The organism is Caballeronia sp. GAFFF1 (assembly GCF_023630705.1).
Taxonomy (GTDB): Bacteria; Pseudomonadota; Gammaproteobacteria; order Burkholderiales; family Burkholderiaceae; genus Caballeronia.
The window spans coordinates 1-21,177 of the sequence record NZ_JALQEM010000043.1; the positions used below are offsets into that span (position 1 = coordinate 1).

A 21,177-nucleotide genomic window follows, 5' to 3' on the forward strand; every position below is an offset into this window, starting at 1 on the left:
AATCGGCGCTCGCTTTGCTGTGGAATCCGTGCTCGGTTTGCCGTGGAATCAGCGTTCGGTTTGGCGTGGAATACGCAGGTAGTGTTTGCAGTCAACGCAGAGCTTCATCTTGACCTTCCTCGCCGACAGAGATTTCGCCCGCCTGGGTGCGTCCCGACACTGTGCATCATAATGCGGCGTATGTCGAATTACTCCACTCGCGGCGCTAAAGCACTTCTTTCTGGACCGCACGAGACGTTTCTGCGTCCACACGAAAGTGAGCCTAACGTTAAGGGCTATTCGATGCCTGCCATCAATCACCGCCATGTGACGGTGCCTTCGCGCGTGTTGGCAAGCGTCGAATAAGCCCGATGGAGGAAACTGCGGAATGCCCCACTGCGTTGGAGGACTCGCGGCGATGGCGATTGATAGACCGGGATGGTCAGTGGTACCGGATGCGGCACGCTCAGGCGGGGTGCCGGAGGGACGCTGACGCCGTGGCGAAGCGGTTAAGCGGGTCAGTCGTGCACTCGCGATGATGAAACGGGCGTGCGAAGCGCTTCACGTAGCGACGCGGCAGCCTTCCACCCGTCGGATACTTACGTCGTCTTCACGCTGCCCGCGCCAGTGAGTGACCGCCGACGTCGCCGGGTGTTGCAGCTTGCGCGATACACTGCTGAAGTGCCACGCCGCGGAGTTGAAAATGGACATTCGGCCACTTCACACTGAGAATGACTATCGGGCAGCGCTGCTAGAAGTGTCGGCGCTTGTTGACCAAGACCCCGAAACCGGCACCCCGGAGGGCGACAAGCTGGAGGTCTTGCGCATCCTTGTGGAGTATTACGAGCGCGGCTTTAGCGCCGCTCTTCGCGAGGCGCAGACGCTGAAGGAGTCCGGGGATGCTTGCGCTCTGCCGTGCGACGAGTCCGCAACTGGCCAGATCGAGGCTTTGAAAGGAGTGATTCGCAAGCCAGGTCAGCCGGTCTCAGTCGAAGACATGAATCCCGCCACTGTTAGCAGCTGCGACAAGCTGACCGATGCTGCTTGGCCGAGTGCTCAAATAGGCCAAGTGGACCTTGTCTTGCGGCGCTTGCAGCAGAAAATGAACGACAAAGCCCGGCGCGATCCACCGTCGGCGGTAGAAGCGGATGACTGGATCGTCACATGGAATCTGGGGGACGAAATCAACCAGCCGAGTGTAAGGACGTGGATTCCGAAAGCAGAATATTTTGCATTCCAGGCGCTACGTTCTTTTTACCTCGGAACCGGTGATCACGCCTACCGCGTATTGAGAATCCAAGCTCTAGCGGATAAGGTGTTCGACGATCGCCTCGCGGCCATGCTATGGCTTTTAGCTGCCACACCACAGCTGGATGGCATCCGGCCGATTGATGCGCTTGCGACAGAGCGCGGCCACGACCGTGTGCGTGCCCTGCTCCAGTGCCTCGCCGCAGCGAGTGAAGATCAGATGCTGAGCAAACAAGCACCATGACTCGGCTGGTGAACTGGCCAGTGTTCTGGATATCGGCATTGGGAACGGTCGGGGATTGATTGCCGTTGCTGAAGCCATTGCTGGGCTATGCTGCACCTGACGGCGATACACGAATGACAGAACGCGGCGGCATTCTGCATCGGATAATCGCCCTATCTGTTGCAACGGCGGCTGTCTTTTCGTTTAGCCAACGCGCGCGTCGCCGCATGAAAGCATCTATCACTCTATGCTGGCGACCACGACTGCATGTAATCATGTATGCGTTAAGCGCTGGGATGCGACTATGCATCGGTGACAACGCGGTGGTTCCGCGTATGGTTTCGAGTCCAAGCTTGGCATAAGATGCTGGGGATTGTGTTCGACTAATCGGAGTTTCGCCTCGTCTTGCGCCGATGCAAAACTGTCCAAACCTCAAATCTCAAGAGGAAGACCGTGACTTCCAAAAAACCAAGTTCAGATTGGCTATCGCTGGCTGACGCGTTAGCACAGCCCAGCGACCAGAAAATCGCTGCTGATTTCGATGTTCCACGCGCTGACATCCGATGTACGCCGGCTGAACTAGACGCAGCTGGGAAGAGCCTTAGAACGAGCGTCGCAGATCACATCGCAAAACTAGCCAAACAGCACGGCGTGGAGTACGTAGAAACCGGCAACTCCGCTTTGGCAAGAGTGATTACTTATCTATGCGACGATGACATGCCGGTTGGCGGGCCTGACAGGACGGAAAAATTGGTGATAGCGTTGCGTAAGGCGAAGGTCATCAGCGGGCGAACGATGGTAGAACTGCTCGGCCAATATTTTGACGAATTGGACGCAGTTCCTGTCAATCATAGGGATTGATGCAAGAAAGCATCCGCAATCACCTATCTCGGCAACGTCTTAAACCTTTATTTCAGACTGATTGCCTTCACGCTTTCACGAGTGGTGGATTGCTCTACCGCTTAACGCCTACCGCGTCCGTAAGAAACGCGCGTCGGGAGTGTCACGAACTTGCTGACGGCTTCAATCTTCGGGTCGACACTACCAGTCACGCGGACCAAACCGGACGTGGGACACGAGTCAGTCTTCGCGTGAATCCTTCGTTCCGGTTTCTTCGTCGTTGACGTCTGCTGCGAATAATGCACGACGCTTTCGGCCCGTAAATTGGTTTCGAAACGATTCAAGAAACCCCGCATATCGGCGAGAACCTACTATTGCCGCTGCGTCCTTGTCGAAAATCTCTGGCGTTGCCTGGAATACGAACTTCATTAACTGATCGACCTGCGCGATGAGTAACTGCACGTCATCACCCACCCGTGCCGTCTCTTTCCGCGTCTGAATAGTATTCGCAGTCAACCGCCGCTCGATCTCGCGAAGCTCGTCTCGGAGCCCGTCTTCTCTCACGAACTGCGCGACGGCCTGGTTGATGAGTGCCGTCACGTTCGTTGACCGCCGTTCCGCAATCTCGCGCAGCTGCTCCTGGTGCGCGGGCTCTAAACGAACAGATGTGTGTGCTCTGGTCATATCGAAGGCGCTTGAACTCGTGTGCGTCGATTGGCGCACAAAATCGATGGGAAGGAGCGGAATGTAACACACTGCTAGTCCAATATCCACAAGGCTAAGCGCCGAAAATTGCATCGCGCAAGCACACACTCTTTATGTTCCACTAGATATTGATTTCGGGTCTTACCTCAGCTTTTCCGGGAAAAGCTCTGGATAGAAGCACCGGTTCCGGGGCGGCCAGGCGCTCCGCGCCGGGTTGGCCGACCCGAGAAACGGGGCCGGCGAGCCCAGCGGGAGAGCCGACGACGCGTTTTTTCCCAGCAGTTACGCATTTATGACAATGCGGTGTGCTAGACGTGTGCCAGTCGTGTGGGGCCGGTGTGCATCGGGAAGCCTAAGCGGCTCCGCGGTGTACGTTTCGTGTGTGAAACGTGGGTCTTGCGTGTGCGCGTCGTCAGCCATATCATCTGACGTATGCACTTCGTGTGTTTCGCGTGTGCATGCGGTGTGTGAACAACGACCCTGCCACGAATTGCCTATGACATGACGAACGCCAAAGAGAATGCTGGCGAGTTGCCGAGCTTCAGCCCGACGTCGCCAGCACGAACGAAGATGGGACGGCTCCGAGAACTTTTCGACGAAGTGGAAGCCGCGAAACTAGCTGGATTTCGGCACGAACACATCATCGCATCGCTGAAAGCCCAACAATTGGACGTGAGTTTCGACACGCTAAAAGACGCTCTTAAGAAAATTCGAGCCGAGCGTCGCGCGGGGAAAATGTCGAAGACTGCAGCGCCAAAAAAGGAAGTCACTCAAAAAAGCGAATCAGTAGCACAAGACAAACAGCAGCAGCCGGAGCGCAGAAAAGTATCGGCATCCGGATATCGTGAAGAGCCGCTGACATTTAAACGTGACATAACAAAGCGTATCAATCTGGACGAGTAGCGAGAAGCAATGGAAAACAAGATCAATGTGAACAACACCGTCAATTTCATCCTGCAAGGAAAAGGCGGCATCGGGAAATCGTTAGTAAGCAATATCCTTGCGCAGTGGTTTAACAAACGTTCCGCGTCGGTTAGGTGTTACGATCTGGATCAGGAAAACACGACACTCGCGCACTATCAAGCGCTTAATGTCACGCATCTCTCAGTCATGCGCAATGACCGGACGATTGACCCGAAGCAGTTCGACCAGTTGATGGTCGATATGCTTCAATCCGCGGAATCGCGAACGGGCGTCAATTACATTATTGACACCGGCGCGAATACCTTCTCGCCGCTGCTCGCGTATTTGATCGCGAATGGCGCATTCGATGCAATTCGAGATGCGGGAAAAACACCGATCGTCCATACCATTGTTGGCGGGGGTGACTTGCTGCAAGATACGGCTGAGGGTTTCGGATCAATCGCGGAAGAGACCGCTCGCCCGAAAGTGAGCGACGATGTAGCGTTAATTGTGTGGGAAAACGAGCACTTCGGTACCTTGACAACAGCGGGTGGAAAGCATTTCTCCGAAACAAAGTTGTATGAGCGCTTCGCGAGTCGAGTCAAGGCCAATGTGATTCTCAAGGCAAGAGCGTCAGACACCTTCGGCGATGACATTCGGAAAATGAACACCGCCCGCCTGACGTTCGACGAAGTGATGGCAGATACCAGATTCAACGTAATGGAAAAGAACCGGATTAAGCGGGTATATGGTGATGTGTTCCAGCAACTTGATGCAGTGGCCTGGTAGTTTCCGTTCTCACTGGCCTAAGGTGATCGTCGAGAAGCTTGGAAGGGCCCGCGTCGAGGTCGATGATCCACTCGGGACCGCAGCGTTCATGAAGTCCGCAATCAGGTAACTCGACAGTGCAATGCTGTGCGGCGGCGGCTCTCTGCTCGCGCTAGCCGGCAAGATTACGAAAATTGCGGCAGCTATGCAAGACCGCGGTGATTCGTAATGTCCTTGGCCTTCTTTTCGAGTTGCAGCGGTAACCGCTCGAAAGCTGCTGAACCGGTCAGAGCGAGCTGTGGTGAGTAAGCGCCCCGCAAAGCCAGCAGGACGACGCCGCAGCCCGTCTTGTGCCAAGTGGCAAGACGGGCTTGTTTGCCGCTGCGAACGCTAGCCAGCACGCTTGCGTTGGACGCCCTCTTAACACCGTTTCTTCCAGACCGGGGCCTTCAACCGGGCGGCGACCGCAAGCGGAGGTCTGGCTTGCTCACTCGTGTCGCACCGACCGAGCATCATCTATAGAAGTCCACCAACGAATATTGACGGCGGTATAAACCCGTCTCTCGGCCGAGAAGTTCTTCGATCAAGGCAGTTCGATATTGAATGTAGATCGACGACGCCTTGGGCTCGTTCTGTTTATTAAGCCTTGCTTGCGCCATCGAGATCGCGAAAGCAAGCATTGCGGGCCCTGTGCGAAGACCTTCGCCATTCAGCGTACCCGTTTTATACAAACCGCGGAGCGCGTCTTTGACCAATATCTTCAACCACTCGTCCGACAGATTTTGAGGGATCGCCGCGTCAGGGCCCCAGCCTACGACTTCTCGTTGCAGTCTCTCCAAAAGCTCATCGTCCATTGTGGGTGGCAATTCGCGAATTGCGCGGTGCACCATTGTGCCTCCTTTGGGTCGTAAATACCGTGGTCTTGCATGCATAGTACCGGGAACATACGGGCATGCAAAGAGTCTCTGGGGCTTTAGACGAAACTGGGTACTTGCTTGCCTTGGGTAGGGCCATCCGAGCGCTTAGAGCTGAGATTGGACTCTCCCAGGAAGGGTTAGCTCATGCGGCTAAGATTGACCGCAGTCACATGGGCAAAATCGAACGAGGTGAGCGCAACGTCACCATTCTCAATGTCGTCCGAATCTGTTCGGCCTTGCGCTGTTCCGTCTCTGAGTTGACGGGGCGAGCAGACGCAATGCTCGCTAACGACGCAGTGTCCGCCTCCGAGCGATAGGTCGTTGTCATCATCTGCTAGGGGAAACCGTTTCTCGGCGAGATTTCGCGTCATCGGCAAGGCGGGATGCAGCGAGGCATCAAGGTCGGCTATGCCGACGGCGGGTTCTTCCTCAACACCACTATGAACCTTGGCGGCGTCATCCAGGGGGACCGCGAGACGTTCGCTCGTAGTGAGGTCGAGAGGCGAGCAAACAGTGGATTATTAGGCCGTTCACCCCCCACCCAATTCGCGAAGAGCCGCGTCGAACGCGGTTTGCCGGTCTCCTTCTCAGTCCCAGGCAAACTGGCCGTCGTTAGGATTGCCCGGCTTGCTGCCTACGCAATTCAAGCCGAATCGATCGAAAGCCGGATGCAAGACGGCTACGAGCCACAGGGATGCATGGCCAGGAGAAATCGGCGCTGTTAGGTTAAGCCGTGCTCTTTATGTGAGATTTTTCTAAAAAAGAGCTAAAAACCTTCTCAAAACCTTCTAGCATCGGTCGACGCCACCTCTTTCCCGAATGTAATCAGACGTTTAAGTACGTTCAAGGGTGATTATCTGACTCGAATCGGGGAGTATCTGACTACCTTGAGTAAGCATTTGACTAGCGCTGGTGCGCATCTGACTTAGAGGGGTGAGCATTCGACTAGTGGCCTGTGGATAACAGCAATCTCGCCCTCTTGCCTCTAAGATTGGCACGTTTTTGTGTGCTGAGCCGGCCTGCAAACCCTGCGTTCCTCCCTAGAAAGTCGGTTTTCGGCTGGTTGGTGACTATTCGACTTGTGTTTTGGGCGTGCTAGGTGGCTTTTCGAAGTCGAATAGTCACCGTTGATTGAGGCGGTAGTGATCATTTGACTAGAGGCTAGTTGCGGTTGCGTTGGCCTTCGGATCAGCCAGTCCCGTCGCTCGATGCCCGATCGGCGTTCGCGGTGAGTATTTGACCGCGAACCACCCTGACTTTGTCCGTTTGGTCGAGTTGCCAAGATGAAAGGAATCCTACTTCCGTCAAGCGATCCAGTGCGGCTTTGATGGCGCGGCGGAAAAACTTGATCTCAGCCATTCGAGATCCACATAGCTTATGGATCGTCTCAACTTTCATTGGATACGGATGTTGATTGGTCGAGTAGAAGGCATGCAGCCATTTCTCCAAAGGAGAAAGTTTGGTCCTAATTTGCCAATCGATACGTGTGTAATCGCCAGGTTTAAGCTGTGCCGCTACCTCGCTGTTTATCTGCACCTTCCAAAACGTCACTTCGTCAAAACCGCCCTCTTGTGCCCCTGCGTACTTGAGCAAGAGTGGTCCGCCATAGACAACAGGGACACTGCTTTTCGTGCGGGAGCGAGTTACTTCTAGCGCGCATGCCGTCAAGCGACGTATGGTTTCCCGCAGTTCTACAAGGCTGCGAGAGTTTTGCGTCCAGCCAAGCATCTTTATCAGAGAACGGGCCTCGAACTCCACCCACTCTTGCCGATTGTCAACAGTGGCGCCGCGAGACAAATGGAGGATCTGCAAATAGACGTCATAGTCGCGCTGCCGCAGTTCTTCGCCTGTGTACGTGATTTTGATGTGTTCGAGCGCATATATCGGCTTCGCCTTGAGATCCATACGCGCATCCCTTTGACCGCAAGTGAAGAGCGCGGATCGAACCAGATCGTGCAGCACGGGTCGATGATCTTCCGACCATAGCGGAATCTGGACACGCGTTGGTGGTCGCGGCGACTGTTGACTCGCGTTCCCCCTTCCGGCGAGGGATTTCTCTAGCCTTGCCACGATCTCGAGCGCTGTCTCTCTGGGCGCTACCTTCTCGCTTGTCTCTGAGGAGTCGAGGAATTCAGTGGAAATCAGACCCGGCGTTTTCTTCGTCATTTGCTTTGTTCCTCGGCTTCGATCAGGTATTCTAGTGCCGATTACTTTTTCCAAGTATAACAACAATTTTTAATCGGACGGACAATGATTGATCCTTTGCGCCCTGAATACACAATAGATGACATCGAGGACCAGGCCAATCGCGTAGCAGACGTTGTAGAGCGTGTTAGGAACAGCATTTTTTCGCCGGACTACATCAAGAAGCCCCCTACTTTCTCCGTCGCGCAACTTGCTGCTCTTTGCCGCATCGATCGCAGCGCCCTAATGAGACGTGTTGCAAAGGGTGATCTTCCCGCCGGTAAGGAAATAAACAAGTCCCGTCGTGATTTCACTTTGGCCGAAGCGCGGCGATGGGCGCGTGCTTATGGACGGTCGTATACGCGCGGACCGGATGACCGGGCGGTAGTCGTAACCACCGGGAACAGCAAAGGCGGTGTAAGTAAGACGACTACAACGATGTGCATCGCACAGGGTCTGTCGCTTCTCGGCTATCGCGTGTTGTGCATCGATTTGGATCCGCAGGGGTCACTCACGAGCCTATGCGGCTACCTGCCAGATACTCAGGTTCAAGAGGAAGACACAATCTTGCCGTTGTGCGCCGGGGACGAGCTATCGCTTCGCTATGCAGTCAAGCCGACCTACTGGGATGGACTGGACGTCGTCGGTTGTAGCCCGGTGGCCTTCGCAGCGGAATTTCACATCCCGAGTCGACAGTCAAAGCGCGAGCCCGATTTTCGGTTTTATGACGTGCTCAACAAAGGACTGCAGGACCTTCGATGGGAATATGACGTCATCTTAATCGACACCTCGCCAACGCTTTCGTACTTGTCACTTAACGCGTTCTTTGCTGCTGACGGGCTGATTATGCCAATACCGCCTCGCGGCATGGACTTCGCCAGTTCGAGCCAGTTCTGGACTCTCTTTTCAGGTTTGGCTTCCTCGATTGCCGAGCAAGCAGGTGCAGAAAAGACGTGGAAATTTATCGACGTGCTGCTTTGCATGACCGAGGGTCAGGGCAATGTGAACGAAAGCGTGGTGAGGGAGTGGGTGAAGGTGGCGTATGGAGACAAGCTGATGACAGGCGAAATCCCGAAGACAGTTGTATCGAGCTCGTCTGGGACCAAGTTTTCCACGGTCTACGACATAACCAAGTACACGGGTAGTGCTAAGACATATCAGACGGCTCGGGTTGCCTATGACGCAGCCGTTGACCAAGTAGAGGCTCAAATCCGACGTGTCTGGGTTAATTGAAGGAGTTTGCTGATGACAAGTAAGAAAGAGGAGGCGGCTCGACTCGCCGCTGCGGCATTGGATCCGGCGCTGATGCCACGCCTGGAACGGAGAACGCCGCGAATTGCGATGAACAGAGTCACGGATTTCACAGGCGAACTTGAAAAGGTTGAACGCGACCTGAATGAGGCGCAAAGGAGACTCGCGCTGCATGATGGGGCGCGCCCGACGCGGAAGCTCTCACCGGAGTTAGTCAAAGCTTCGAAGTTTGCAAATCGGACCGAGCGATCGTTTGAAGGACCGTCATTCGAAGCGTTTAAACAAGAGATCTTGAGCGCGGGCGGGAACGTGCAGCCGATCAAAGTGCGACGAATTGGCCCTGAGAACTACGAAGTTGTTTTCGGGCACAGACGACATCGAGCGTGCTTGGAGCTCGGGCTGCAGGTCTTGGCAGTGATTCAGGAGGACATGTCCGACAAGGATCTTTTCGAAGAGATGAGCAGGGAAAACGAACAGCGACAAGACCTGTCCGCGTATGAGCTCGCCATGCATTACAAACGAGGGATTGATCTCAAGCTCTATCGAAATTGGTCTGAGATTGCAGCCGTGCTCGGGAAAACCAAGAGTCTTATGAGTCGGTACAGCGCACTTGCTGAGCTACCCGACACTGTGGTGAATGCCTTTCGGTCGCCAAATGATATCCAACCGAAGTGGGCAGAAAAACTTAGGCAAGTCATTGATGTTGATTCCGCCGCAGTGATGAGTGCAGCAAGAGCTGTTGCGGGAAAGTCCCTTCCACCCAAGGGGATCTATGACGCGCTCATCAATCGCACGCCGCAAGAGTTCACTCGGGTGAACTTTCCGTTCGGGACATGGCATGAGACTGAGAAGAAGGCGACGATCGACATTGATAAAACGACCTTAGGCCCAGAGAAGCTAGAATCGCTGCGACTGTTCCTGGCGTCATTGCAGTCGGAAAGTTCACCCGGGTGAACTTAGTTGTGCGTGACCGTCGATAGAATTCTGATGGTTCGTTCGCAGGTCTGCGGACGCGCTGACAACTGTGTGTAACCGTCATGGGGCAGACTTCTTTGAACCCTGATTTGCTCGACGCCATGCCCGTGTCTATGCTCGGCGATATCGCGTGGAGGGGTGGCTGCCACAGATGAGTCGCCTGAATGACGCTCGCCCGAATCGACTTCGAGTGCAACTACCAGTCTCTGTCATTAAGTTCCAGCTATCTTCCGATATCGGCCAAATCTTACAGATGGGCTGGCATTGCTTCTGGTCTCGTCGCTCATGGCGCCGCCATATCGCCTCTGTGCTGGTTCGGTCGCGTTGCTCGGCTCTTTCCATCTGCTCGGGGATACTGACGGTGCCTCCCGCGGCCTGTAACCTCGGCGCGGTATGCGTCGACGAAGTCACTGGCCCGCCACCATCGGGCTCCAGTTGATCCACTGCAGCAGCGTGCTGCGGTTATCGCGTTTCATGAAATTGTGGCGCCCCGCAACGGTGTCTGCTCATCGAAGATTCGATTGCGGGTAATGTACCGAGAAGTGTGCAAAAAGCTGTTGGCGGGAAGATGCTGAGAAGGGGTGGCCGTGGTGTAAGTTGATGAGTGTCGAATTCGTCAACCTGCCCTCGGGAGGGCTTGCACCATGGCCACGACCAAGCGTAGTACGAACCGGCCGCCAGTGGAAGCGCTGGTTGCCGGCGACCGCGACCTGATGAAGGCGCTCATGAAGGATGCGCTTCAGGAAGTGCTCGAAGCGGAGATGACCGAGCTGCTGGGGGCATCGCCTAACGAGCGGACCGAGACACGCAGTGGCTATCGAGCCGGTTACTACGGCCGCGGGCTGGTCGCGCATCGGCAAGCTGGAGCTGCGCGTGCCGCGTGATCGGCATGGTGATTTCTCAACGGCGCTGTTCGAGCGCTATGCGCGCAGCGAGAAAGCATTGGTGGCCGCGCTCGCCGAGATGTACGTACAGGGCGTCTCGACCCGCAAGGTCAAGGCGATTACCGAAGAGCTATGCGGTCACAGCTTCTCGGCCTCGGCAATCTCCGCCATCAACAAAGGGCTCGACGCGACGCTGGCGAAGTTCGCGCATCGGCCGTTAGAGGAAGCGTATCCGTATCTGATCGTCGATGCGCGCTATGAGAAGGTGCGCGAATCGGGCGTGATTCGCTCGCAGGCGGTGCTGATTGCCATCGGCATCAACTGGGAGGGTCATCGGCAAGTGCTGGCCGTGGAGCTGGCGAACCGCGAGAGCCAGTCGAGCTGAAGGAGTTCTTGCTGGGACTGAAAAAGCGCGGGCTCTCGGGCGTCGAGTTCGTCGCCTCGGACGACCACGCGGGGCTGAAGAAGGCGATCGGTGAGGTGCTGCCCGAAGCCGCCTGGCAGCGCTGCTATGTGCACTTTCTGCGCAACGCATTGGACTACCTGCCGCGCAAGGCCGATGACGACTGCTTGCAGGAGTTGCGCTGGATGTACGACCGACGCGATTTGCAGGAGGCGCAGCGAGATCTCGCGGCGTGGATTACCAAGTGGCAGGGCAAATATCCGAAGCTCGTCGATTGGGTGGAAGGCAACATTGCCGAGACGCTGACGTTCTACCGGCTGCCGCGCGCGCATCACAAGCGTTTGAAGTCGACCAACATGCTCGAGCGCTTGAACGAAGAGATCAAGCGGCGTACGCGTATTGTGAGGATCTTCCCAAACGAGGCCGCGTGTCTGCGCTTAGTCAGGGCGTTATGCAGTGAAACGCACGAAACGTGGCTGGAAGACAGCCGCTATCTGAACATGGCCCTGCTGGCCGAGCAGAAAAAGGACTTCTTGCGCGCTGCTGCATAGCGGCGGACGGCGTTCGGCGCTGCGGGCTACGCCCTCCGCACCGCACGCCGCACAGAAGGATCAACTGAAACCACCGGCATCCGGTTTCTGCACACCTTGACGCACACAACTCGATTGCGGCGATCGGGCAAGCCTCCTTTTGGCTATCGCAGGCGAGGCGGCCCGAGGACGAATCGAATTTCTAATATTCTGGGCGCGTATCGGGCGTCTTTGCCTAAGATCTAGGCGTAGCAACGGCTGGAGATCTGGGATCTGGAACGCCTTCGCAAGTCAATACGTCGAGCAAACTGACGGTGCGCGAAGAGCAAAAAGTGCGGCCGGAGCAGGGGCCAGTTATTGCGACGCGTCGAATGGAGCCCAGTTGGGACACCAGAGGAGTTGACGTTGCTTCGCCGGTTTTTAAGGCACATACGTTGCGAGGAGCGTCAGTTACGGCCGCTCGGCTTTGTCTGAGCCGTGCAGAGGCTGCTTGTACACCAACGATCAATCGACAGCGTTCGATCATTGCAGTCCAGGGCCTCTCGTGAAAGCCCAGAAAACTTTCTTCGCGTGCCGCATCGTGCCCTGCGCGCGCGAGTGTCATGAGGCGACCTTCCTTAGCGTGAGCGGATGAGCCCCGCCGATATATTTGCTATGGCCAGCATGCGTTGTGCATAGGCTAACGTCGGCGCTGGGCGTCGCTTTGCGCGGTGGATTGCCGATCTCCTGCGATTAACGCCAATACGCGTCGGAACACGCCCAAGTCTCGACCACAGTGGGTTTGACCGCCCTCAACGACGCGCAGTCGCGCAGTGTCGAGGGCACCGTTGGCGGCGACGGAGTGGTTCGGCCAGCGTCCGTCAGGCTGGAGACAACAATAGGGCGCTCTGTCGTCTGGTGTCATGGCTGCGCTTCATGCGAACGGGCCTGCTTCGTCTTGTGACTGTCACTAGACCAGCAACGGGAGCCGGACAGTGCGCCCGACGGATCCATCGGGCTGGGCTCCGACGCGCTTCAGGCCTCTGCAAGTGGGCTGCTAGAGTCGCCATGGTCGCGGCTCGCTTTGGTCCCGACCGCCTGAGGCTTTGGCCGGGGGAAGAATCTCCGAGCGGTATTCGACACTTTAAGCCTGATAACGTCGACTATCAGCGTGACTCACGCGCGCGCGGGTAAGACTCGTCAGTCAGTGCCCCGGCGGGGAACCACCGGTTGCCATGCGGGAGGCTCACGATCAAGATAGCCATTAGCGCTCGCTCTATCGCAAGTGCTGTCTTCAACTTTTATGGATCAAGCACACATGGCAACCGGTACGGTCAAGTGGTTCAACGATGCAAAGGGTTTCGGCTTCATCACGCCGGACGGCGGCGGCGACGATCTGTTCGCCCACTTCTCGGAAGTCCGCGCCGAGGGTTTCAAAACCCTCGCCGAAGGCAGAAGGTGACCTACGACGAGAAGATGGGTCCGAAGGGCAAGCAGGCGTCCAACATTAAGCCGGCGTAACGTGGGGGGATGACCCTGGCGATCCAACGGTCGTCCGGGCCGCGGAAAGGGCGGGGCGGAGGCCGGAAAGCTGGTCTGGTAACGTAGGAGACGCGCCGACAAGCCGAGCTTGCCTTGTCTGCTAATTATTATTAGCAGTGAACTATTTAATGGATAAAATGGACGGTACGGCGTTTTACGCCCCGTGGAGGCCACGAAAACTGGCGTAGAATACGTAAAATACGTACTGGGAGGAGCCCGCGATGCACACCATCACCGCCACCGAACTCGCCCGCCAGACGCGCCAGATCCTGGATGCCGTCGCGCGCGACGGCGAAACCGTCATCATCGAGCGCAACAACGTGCCCGTCGCGCGTTTGTTGCCGGCTGAACAGGCGATGACGGCCGCCCAAGTCCTCGCCGGCCTGCCGACGAACTTGACGCAGCAGCAGGCCAAGGCGTGGCTCAGTGACAGCCGGGCCGACTTCGACGACGCGCTGCGCGATCCGTGGGCGTCACGCCAGGATGTCACCGATGGCCAGAGTTAATGGGCATCGTCCTTGACAGCTGCATCTGGGTCGCGCTCGCCGCGAAACAGCTCGAACGCCAGACCGTGATCGGGCTGGCCGGCGAGGCGCCGGTCTTCATCTCGGTGATCTCGCTCGGCGAACTGGGCTTTGGCGTGCAAGCGTGTGCAGATCCGGTGGAGCGGGCCGGGCGAGCGGCGTATTTACAGCAGCTCGAGCGTCGGCCGGTTCTCGATGTGTCGCGACGCACCGCCGCCGCGTTCGGGGTGCTCGCCGCCGCGGTCAAGCAGTCGGGCCGTTCGCCGCGCCCGCGCTACAACGATCTATGGATTGCGGCCCAGGCGATCGAACACGGCTTTGCACTCATGACGTTGAACCCCACCGATTTCGCGGACCTGCCGGGGCTACGCCTCGTCGTGCCGGAGTGAGATCGTGCGCGCCATTGCATCGACGGTGCCCCCGCAGCCTGTAGTCGAATGGTCACCGAGGCCGCGTGAGATGCATCAAGCAGGGCAGTTCGCGGCGCACGCTGGGGCGCGCAAGAAACCAGTCCCGCGGCCGGCCCCGCGCCGTATCAGCGCGAATGTCAGCCACGCGGAACGCTGTGCCGTGGCGGAACAAAGGGCTTCGGAGGTCGCTCGCCCCCATTTATGCGTCGGGGCGCTACGCTGGTCTGCGCGCGCAGCTGACGTGAGCGGTCGGTGGCGATGCAAGGCACACGCGACAGCCTCCGCAATGGCTCGTTATTTTGCTCCCCGGAGAGCCGCACCTCAGCGGCGCAGCTCATCGCATGCGCCGGAGGCCAGTACTGCGCGCGCAAGGGCACGACCCGATGGCTAATCAACCCCAGCAGCTCATGCTGCCCGCGCCGCGGACGTACACGCGCACCGACTTCACCGCGCTGCGCGCGTTCGTGCAACGGCTGCCCGCGGCCACCATCGCGCGGCTCTACTACGATCCGGAACACGCGCCGCACGCGGCGAGCGCCGATGCGATGGAGCGCTATCTGCGCACGATGCGTGATGACCTGGTGCAGCTGGCGTTACGGCACGGCTCGTCGGTGCTCGCCGACCACCTGAAAGCGTCGATCAAACAGCACGGCAGCGCCAAGCTCACCGCGATGACCTTGCGCATGGTCGAGCAGGCGTCGATGCTGGCGGCGGCGGTGCCGCTCCCCGCGCACCCGGTGCACCTGTGGTTCCGGCCGCTGATCGCGCAGCGCTTAAGCGGGGAAGGCATCGGCACGCTCGGCGGGCTGATCGACTATTGCAATGCGCGCGGCGGCAGTTGGTGGCGCTCGGTGCCGCGCATCGGCGCGTTGCGCGCGCGGGCGATCGTCGCGTGGCTGCGGCGGCATGAAGCGACGCTCGGCGTGAAGGTGGCCGCCGACGTCGACACCGCGTCGTTGGTGCCGGCCAGCGGGAGCGAAGGGAAGGGCAATGAGGAGGGCGACGAGCGCGTCATCGTGGTGGGGGGCGATCCGAGCGCACCGCGGCTGGCCCCGTTCGAGCACCTGGCGGTGCCGGCCGAATTATCGGGGGCCGCAGGCTTTAATCGTGCAACGAGCTTTGCGTTCATTCGCGCCGAGCACGATCTCGCGGCGGTGCACGCGTACCTGCATCGTTATCGCGACCGACCGACCACCTTGCGCGCGTACACGCGCGAGCTCGAACGGCTGATCCTGTGGAGCGTGGTGGTGCGGCGCAAGGCGCTGTCGTCGCTGACGGTGGAGGACTGCGAGGCGTACAAAGATTTCTTAAAGGCGCCGTTGCCGTCGTTCACGGGACCGAAGCGACCGCGCAGCAGCGGCCGCTGGCGCCCGTTCGCCTCAGAAGGCTTGTCGGCCGACAGTCAGGCGTATGCGGTGCGCGTGCTGCGCGCGGCGTTCGCGTGGTTAGTGGAGGTCCGGTATCTCGCCGGCAATCCGTGGAGCGCGGTGCACGAACCGGCAACCGTCACGCGCGAGCTGTCGGTGCAGGTGCACCGGGCGCTGCCCGCGAGCTTATGGACGCGGGTGCGTCAGGCGCTCGATGCACGCTGCGACGGGCTCAACGGTATCGCGCCGGAGTCGGACGACGAGGCGCGACAGTGGCGCGCAGCGCGGGCGGCCATCTTATTGATGGGCGACTCCGGGTTGCGGCGGGCGGAAGCGGCGCTCGCGCGGCGCGAGGGGCTGCGCCTCGCCGAGGTGGACGGAGACGGACGCGCGTCGCGCAGTCCCTCGGCCCGGTCACCGTCTCAGCGAACGTCGCAGCCAACGTCGTCCCGCGCGGGCGAGTCGGCCGCGTCGGCCGAGTCAGGGCGCCCGTCGTCGGTCTGGACGCTGACTGTCATCGGCAAGCGCCGCAAGCAGCGTACGGTGCCGGTCAGTGGTGCGACCGTCGCGGCGCTGCGCGCACATTGGCACGACCGGGCGCGCGACTTCGACGCGCCGCACGCGCAGGGGCCGCTGATCGCGCCACAGTGGATTCCGGGCACACGCGCCGCGCTCGAGCGACACGACGCCAGTGCAGACGACGCGCCCTACACCGTCGATGCGTTCGGGCGGCTCGTCAGAACGGCGGTGCAACGGCTGGCCAGGGAGAGTGCTGCGCTGGCGGAGTTCAGCACCGACGACCTGGTGCAGTTGGCGAACACGTCGGCGCATGCTTTTCGGCACACGTTCGGCACACGGGCGGTCGCGCGAGACATGCCGACCGACGTCGTGCAGGCGATCCTCGGTCATGCGTCGTTGCAGACTACGTCGATTTATGTTCGCGCGGAACGACGGCGCATGCTCGAAGCCGCCGCGCACTTTTACGCTGACGACAAGCCGTAGTGGCGTGGTCCGTCAACCATCCGTCGGCGGGTACCCGCGCGCTTTCGTTGTCTTGCTGGCGGCTGCAGCTGCGTCGCCACCGCGGCAACGCCGAAGTCGTCAAACAGCGGTGGATTTTCCGCGCTTGTGAGCCGTGTCCTTGCGGCCGCCCAATACCGCTAGAACGCAAGAAGGGGCGCACACAGCTTGACGGTCACTGGTTGCAACAATTCGTTTGATCGCTCGCTCCTAACGAAGGCGCGAGCAGCTTCGGTCAACCCGCCGTTAGCGCGATAAGAGCGCTCTGCGCAGGTATCGCCAGTCCGGCGCGAGACTCTTTATTCCACGGGCCCCCGACCGCACCAGTACGGTTGACGGGGATGCGCTCGAGCAGCCGACGCAAACGCGACGAAGCGAAGCTGCGCGGCCGCCGATGGATCTGGCCTCTCGTGTCTCCAACCCCACACTTTTCTTGAATTGCATACCTGACACTGTGTCACGTCTGAACTTTCACACTTATAATCAGTAACACAAAGTTACAAAGAAAGTGAATGAGTAACGTCTACCGATCTCGACGTCAAACAAAAAGAGAACTGGATCATGGGATATTCGGGGCAGTTGCTTTCCAAACAGGACCATTACGCCAAAAAAGGCCTGGAGCAAGGGGGCAAATCGTTGCCCGCTGCATCGGCGCAGTCCCTAGATGGCTACGAGACGCAGCTGCAGGCGGAGGCGCAACGTTTGGCAGCCGGCGATCACGCCGATTTCAGCAAGAAGCAATCGGGCAAACGGAAATCGCTTGGCGAAGTGAAAGACACGTTGAGTCAGACATCCGTCGAATGCGAAACGTTGATTGCTGACCGGCCGCTTTCTGAGACCGTTTCCCATACGCGTGAACAGCAGCGGCCGCTGTTGGTAAAGCTACGAGAAGATCAGCTGATGCGCGAAGCCGAACTGAAGACGTATCGCGCACTGAACAAGATCACGGAGAAAGCGTCGTACCCCGAGAGTGTGATGTTGCCAGTGTTGTGGCTGGTGCCATTTATTCTTCTCGAAACCGGTGTCAACGCTTTCTTCTATGAGAATGCGCAGGGACTGCTCGGGGGCGCAGTTGTCGCGCTGACAGTGTCTCTCGTTAATCTCTTGATTGCCTTCGGTTTAGGGGCCGGCTTCAGATACAAGAACCTCTCGATGCCTGGTTGGCGCTCGTTTGGATGGAGCGCGCTTGTGTTCGCGGTCGTGGTTGCAGTCTATTTCAACGCGATATTTTCTGCTTATCGGAGCGAATATCAGCTCATCGTTGATCCTTCGGACCTGGCAGAAACTGGCGCGGCGTTCAAGCGCGCCTTGAGCGTTGCGGGACTCGTGTTTCTTGGTCACCTACCGTCGGGTGACTTCATGAGCTTCGTGCTGTTCTTTATCGGATTATTGCTTAGCGCATTCGCCTTCTACAAAGGTTATGGCTGCGATGACCGTTACCCCGGGCACAGTCGACGAGATCGTCGCTTCGCCGAAGCGACACGGAAGTACGACGAAGCAATGGAAATCGTGCGCCTGAAGGTCGTCGGTGAGGTCCAGCGTCGCTTGACTCGCATGGGGGCCGCGAAAACACAGCTGCTGCAATCCAAGGCCCGTCTCGACCAAATTAAGAATTCGGTGCCGGTTGAAGTCGGCGGACTCAAGGCGTCACTTACGCAATTGCAGCGCGACTTCGCGCTTGTTTTGAACACATACCGCCAAAAGAACGTTTCCGTTCGTCCGGTGAAGGCCCCTGACTACTTCGCCGAGACGCCTGATCTCATCGCGCAATATGCGAGCGAAGACGGCGGTGAATTGATGTCGCAAGTCGATGAGGCAGAGCGGCAACTCGATCTCTATAAAGACATGTACCTGGCTCGGCTCAACGACGGCATGCGCGACCTCGAAAACCAAGGTCGAGTGGAGCAGGGTGCGGCGCTGACCAAGTTCGTCGCAGATATCACACTGGAAGCGCAGAACAACATCGATAAGGGCAAGTTGAGCATGCCCGTGGCTTCTGCTTCAGTGGGTGCACCGGCATGAGTAAGAAGACGGTACAGGCCGGCGTGGCGGCCGGCGCGAGCGCGGTTTTGCTCGTCGCCTTACTCGCTTACGCGAAATACACTAAACCTGAGCCCGTTGATGCGATGGGTTGCGGGCAAGACGTCACGGGCAAAACGGTGATCGTGCTCGACACAAGTGATGACGTAGCGGCACAGACGCGCAAGGAAATTATCGACCGAGTCAATGACGCGATCGAGCGCAAGGTCAGCGACGGTGATCTAGTCTCAGTGTTCACCGTGAGCGAGCTATCCAAGAAAAATTTGGTGCCGGCATTTGCATACTGCAAACCGCGCCGCAAGGGAAGCGAGATAAACGAAAACACCCGCATGCTCGAACACGCCTATGTGAAGAAGTTCGAGAAGCCGTTGAAGGCAGTCGTACAGGCGCCGATCCAAGGTTCAAAAGAATCGCCGATCGCTCAATCGCTAATCGATCTTTCGCTATCCGACTATGTACGCTCGAAGGGTAATGCGAACCTGATTGTATTCTCAGATCTGATGGAGTACACCGACCGGTTCTCACTGTACAAGTGCAGTTCAGGCAACCAAGCGATTAGGGCGTTCCGTGACTCCCGCGGCGCGACGGTCGCCCGCCCGACGTTCCATAACGTGGACATTGAGCTCAACATTATCCCGCGTAGCGACACGTCCGCCGCGGTTGGCCGCTGTCGCGATATCTTCTGGGCCTGGTTCTTCGGCGACGATGACGGTCCCCGCGCCGGCTTCACCCCCTCGAACCTGCCTGGATAAGCGCAATGAAAGCGACCAATGTCAATCATATTTTCATCGGTGCGATGACCGTCGCGGCTTGCGCGGCTGCCGCATCAGTGATGTTGCATCTGCCGGTGCCGGTCGTGCTCGTTTGTGAACTGCTTCCGTTGTGCATGTATTTCGTGGCGCTATATCGTATCGGCACAAACGGTCTGAGCCACACCGCAATCGATAGCGTCTATTACTTCGGCTTCATCGTGACAATTCTGTCGCTCGCCGGCAGCGTTTTGCGAGTGTGGATGTTCGGTATTGAAAAGGATATGAGCGGGTTGATCGCGCAATTTGGCGTCGGTTTGCTCGCGACTGGACTCGCACTGGTGTTCAGACTGATCCTGACGGCGCGTGTTGAATCGCTCAACGCGAAGGATCTGAGCCAGACCATCGACGAATACGTGCAGCGCATCGATGGGATCGTCGTGAAGGTCGAAACATCCGCGGCAAGTTTTGAAGGACTGTCGCAGTCTCTCCAGGAGCGTACGCGCGCCGTTGTCGAGGCGACGTACGAGGAATGCACGGCACGCATGCGCTCGGCAGCAGCGGTTTTTGCGGAGTCGATAACAGGCATCACACAGCAAACGAGCGAATCCGTCACGCGCTTCGGCGAAGTGGTTCAATCGGTCGCCGTCGCCTCCCACGTGCAGCATTTCGATGCGAACATCAACGAACTTACGGCCGGTCTCAAGGGCTTCGCGGCGGAAGTGTCGAAATACGGCCGGCTGACGACCGACGAAGCGTTGCGGGCAACCAAGCAGGCGCTCGACGCTTCCGGCAAATGGCACGCCGAAAGTCTCGGCGAGATGTCGAAGGCCAGTCAGCAGGCAATTCAAACGGCCCTTGCCGCGCTGTCCGACCTTGACATGTCCGTCGACACATCAACCGTAAAGGCGGACTTGCAGGCCCTTTCGCGCGCCATCGCGACCTTTACTAAGAAGTTCGCGGAATTGGACGACAAACTGGCTTCGGCTCACGCGCGCCAGAGCGCGGACGTGCTAGAGCCTATCGTTGAAAAGTTCGCGGAAAACCTTGTGCGCGCCACGGGCGAAGTTGAAGTTCAAGCGCTCGCCCAGTTCAACGAAGCTTCAGCACGTTTGACTTCCGAAGCTGTGAAGGGCATCGCAGACATCGGCGAACGAACCCAAGTTGCGACGACGCACCAGGTCGACGTGTTGGCAACCCACGTAGACCGCCTGAGCGCTGCCTTGGAGCACGCCGACCATCGACCCTCCATAGAGCGCAACGGACAGCGTATTGATGCGCTAGCCGAAAGCGTGGACCGGCTTGTCGCATCTGTCGATCGCTCCGAGCGACTGTCGGCGGTTGACCGCAATGGTCAGCGAATCGATGAGCTTGCTGGCACCGTTGATCGGCTGGTCGTCGCGATCGGTCGCACGGATCACCTATCTGTGCTCGAGCGCACGGGGCAGCGCGTTGAGGCACTGACTACGAACGTCGAGCGGGTAGTCGCAACACTGGAGCGTTCCGGGCAGCAATCGGGCAACGAGCGAACAGGCCAGCAAACTGACGCGCTGGCGTCGAACATCGACCGGCTGATAGCTGTGTTTGAACGCTCCTCCTTCGGCACCAATCGGCCTGCAATGCAGCCGCCTGATTCCATCGTGCAAAGGCAGGCGCCCGTACTCCAAATGACGGCGATGCCCAACGCAAGCGCGCTGGCGTCGCATGCGAACCCATCGTAAGCGTCCAGGCTGCCA

16 protein-coding genes and 2 pseudogenes are annotated in these 21,177 nt (G+C 58.3%); 15 read left to right on the forward strand and 3 right to left on the reverse strand.

Annotated features, from left to right (window positions below; genetic code table 11):
* Positions 1 to 640 precede the first annotated feature (640 nt).
* Positions 641 to 1,471, forward strand: a complete 831-nt coding sequence (locus tag NCR37_RS28780) for an antitoxin Xre/MbcA/ParS toxin-binding domain-containing protein (RefSeq protein ID WP_502800604.1) — start codon at positions 641 to 643, stop codon at positions 1,469 to 1,471.
* 432 nt (positions 1,472 to 1,903) lie between these two features.
* Complete coding sequence (locus NCR37_RS27725) at positions 1,904 to 2,311, forward strand: hypothetical protein (protein ID WP_250476018.1); 408 nt, start codon at positions 1,904 to 1,906, stop codon at positions 2,309 to 2,311.
* 219 nt (positions 2,312 to 2,530) lie between these two features.
* Here the strand turns inward: NCR37_RS27725 and NCR37_RS27730 are convergent, their stop codons facing one another.
* A complete protein-coding gene (locus tag NCR37_RS27730; RefSeq protein ID WP_250476019.1) occupies positions 2,531 to 2,974 on the reverse strand; it encodes a ribbon-helix-helix domain-containing protein in 444 nt (147 codons plus the stop codon).
* 522 nt (positions 2,975 to 3,496) lie between these two features.
* On the opposite strand from NCR37_RS27730, the gene NCR37_RS27735 reads away from it, so the two are divergent.
* Both NCR37_RS27735 and NCR37_RS27740 read left to right on the forward strand, forming a co-directional pair.
* On the forward strand, positions 3,497 to 3,898 hold the full coding sequence (locus NCR37_RS27735; protein WP_250476020.1) for a hypothetical protein: 402 nt from the start codon (positions 3,497 to 3,499) through the stop codon (positions 3,896 to 3,898).
* A 9-nt stretch (positions 3,899 to 3,907) separates the two neighbouring features.
* Complete coding sequence (locus tag NCR37_RS27740) at positions 3,908 to 4,687, forward strand: P-loop NTPase family protein (RefSeq protein WP_250476021.1); 780 nt, start codon at positions 3,908 to 3,910, stop codon at positions 4,685 to 4,687.
* Between the two features lie 491 nt (positions 4,688 to 5,178).
* Here NCR37_RS27740 and NCR37_RS27745 read toward each other — a convergent pair whose 3' ends face one another.
* Positions 5,179 to 5,556: a hypothetical protein gene (locus NCR37_RS27745; RefSeq protein WP_250476022.1), complete on the reverse strand. Its 378-nt coding sequence runs from the start codon at positions 5,554 to 5,556 to the stop codon at positions 5,179 to 5,181.
* A 62-nt stretch (positions 5,557 to 5,618) separates the two neighbouring features.
* On the opposite strand from NCR37_RS27745, the gene NCR37_RS27750 reads away from it, so the two are divergent.
* On the forward strand, positions 5,619 to 5,900 hold the full coding sequence (locus tag NCR37_RS27750; RefSeq protein ID WP_250476023.1) for a helix-turn-helix domain-containing protein: 282 nt from the start codon (positions 5,619 to 5,621) through the stop codon (positions 5,898 to 5,900).
* A gap of 871 nt (positions 5,901 to 6,771) precedes the next feature.
* Here NCR37_RS27750 and trfA read toward each other — a convergent pair.
* A complete protein-coding gene (trfA, locus tag NCR37_RS27755; RefSeq protein ID WP_250476024.1) occupies positions 6,772 to 7,749 on the reverse strand; it encodes a plasmid replication initiator TrfA in 978 nt (325 codons plus the stop codon).
* A gap of 84 nt (positions 7,750 to 7,833) precedes the next feature.
* Between trfA and NCR37_RS27760 the strand changes: the two genes are divergently transcribed.
* The 10 genes and pseudogenes from NCR37_RS27760 (at position 7,834) to NCR37_RS27805 (ending at position 21,162) form a co-directional block, all read left to right on the forward strand.
* A complete protein-coding gene (locus NCR37_RS27760; protein WP_250476025.1) occupies positions 7,834 to 9,000 on the forward strand; it encodes an AAA family ATPase in 1,167 nt (388 codons plus the stop codon).
* Between the two features lie 12 nt (positions 9,001 to 9,012).
* Positions 9,013 to 9,972 (forward strand): ParB/RepB/Spo0J family partition protein, encoded by a 960-nt coding sequence (locus NCR37_RS27765; protein WP_250476026.1) that lies wholly within the window; start codon positions 9,013 to 9,015, stop codon positions 9,970 to 9,972.
* A gap of 665 nt (positions 9,973 to 10,637) precedes the next feature.
* Positions 10,638 to 11,831: pseudogene (locus tag NCR37_RS27770) on the forward strand (IS256 family transposase).
* Between the two features lie 1,276 nt (positions 11,832 to 13,107).
* A pseudogene (locus tag NCR37_RS27775) lies at positions 13,108 to 13,310 on the forward strand (cold-shock protein).
* Between the two features lie 242 nt (positions 13,311 to 13,552).
* Complete coding sequence (locus NCR37_RS27780; protein ID WP_250476027.1) at positions 13,553 to 13,837, forward strand: type II toxin-antitoxin system Phd/YefM family antitoxin; 285 nt, start codon at positions 13,553 to 13,555, stop codon at positions 13,835 to 13,837.
* Positions 13,837 to 14,244, forward strand: coding sequence for a type II toxin-antitoxin system VapC family toxin (locus NCR37_RS27785; protein WP_250476028.1), 408 nt, complete (start codon positions 13,837 to 13,839; stop codon positions 14,242 to 14,244). Before NCR37_RS27780 ends, NCR37_RS27785 begins: the two co-directional genes overlap by 1 nt.
* Positions 14,245 to 14,648: 404 nt before the next feature.
* The gene (locus NCR37_RS27790; RefSeq protein WP_250476029.1) at positions 14,649 to 16,634 is read left to right on the forward strand and encodes a site-specific integrase; all 1,986 of its coding nucleotides are present in this window, start codon (positions 14,649 to 14,651) and stop codon (positions 16,632 to 16,634) included.
* Positions 16,635 to 17,213: 579 nt separating this feature from the next.
* Positions 17,214 to 18,674 (forward strand): hypothetical protein, encoded by a 1,461-nt coding sequence (locus tag NCR37_RS27795; protein WP_250476030.1) that lies wholly within the window; start codon positions 17,214 to 17,216, stop codon positions 18,672 to 18,674.
* Positions 18,671 to 19,444 carry a hypothetical protein gene (locus tag NCR37_RS27800; RefSeq protein ID WP_250476031.1) on the forward strand — a complete coding sequence of 258 codons (774 nt, stop codon included), beginning with the start codon at positions 18,671 to 18,673 and terminating at the stop codon, positions 19,442 to 19,444. The genes NCR37_RS27795 and NCR37_RS27800 overlap by 4 nt, the downstream gene beginning before the upstream one ends.
* Before the next feature lie 5 nt (positions 19,445 to 19,449).
* On the forward strand, positions 19,450 to 21,162 hold the full coding sequence (locus NCR37_RS27805) for a hypothetical protein (protein ID WP_250476032.1): 1,713 nt from the start codon (positions 19,450 to 19,452) through the stop codon (positions 21,160 to 21,162).
* Positions 21,163 to 21,177: the final 15 nt, after the last annotated feature.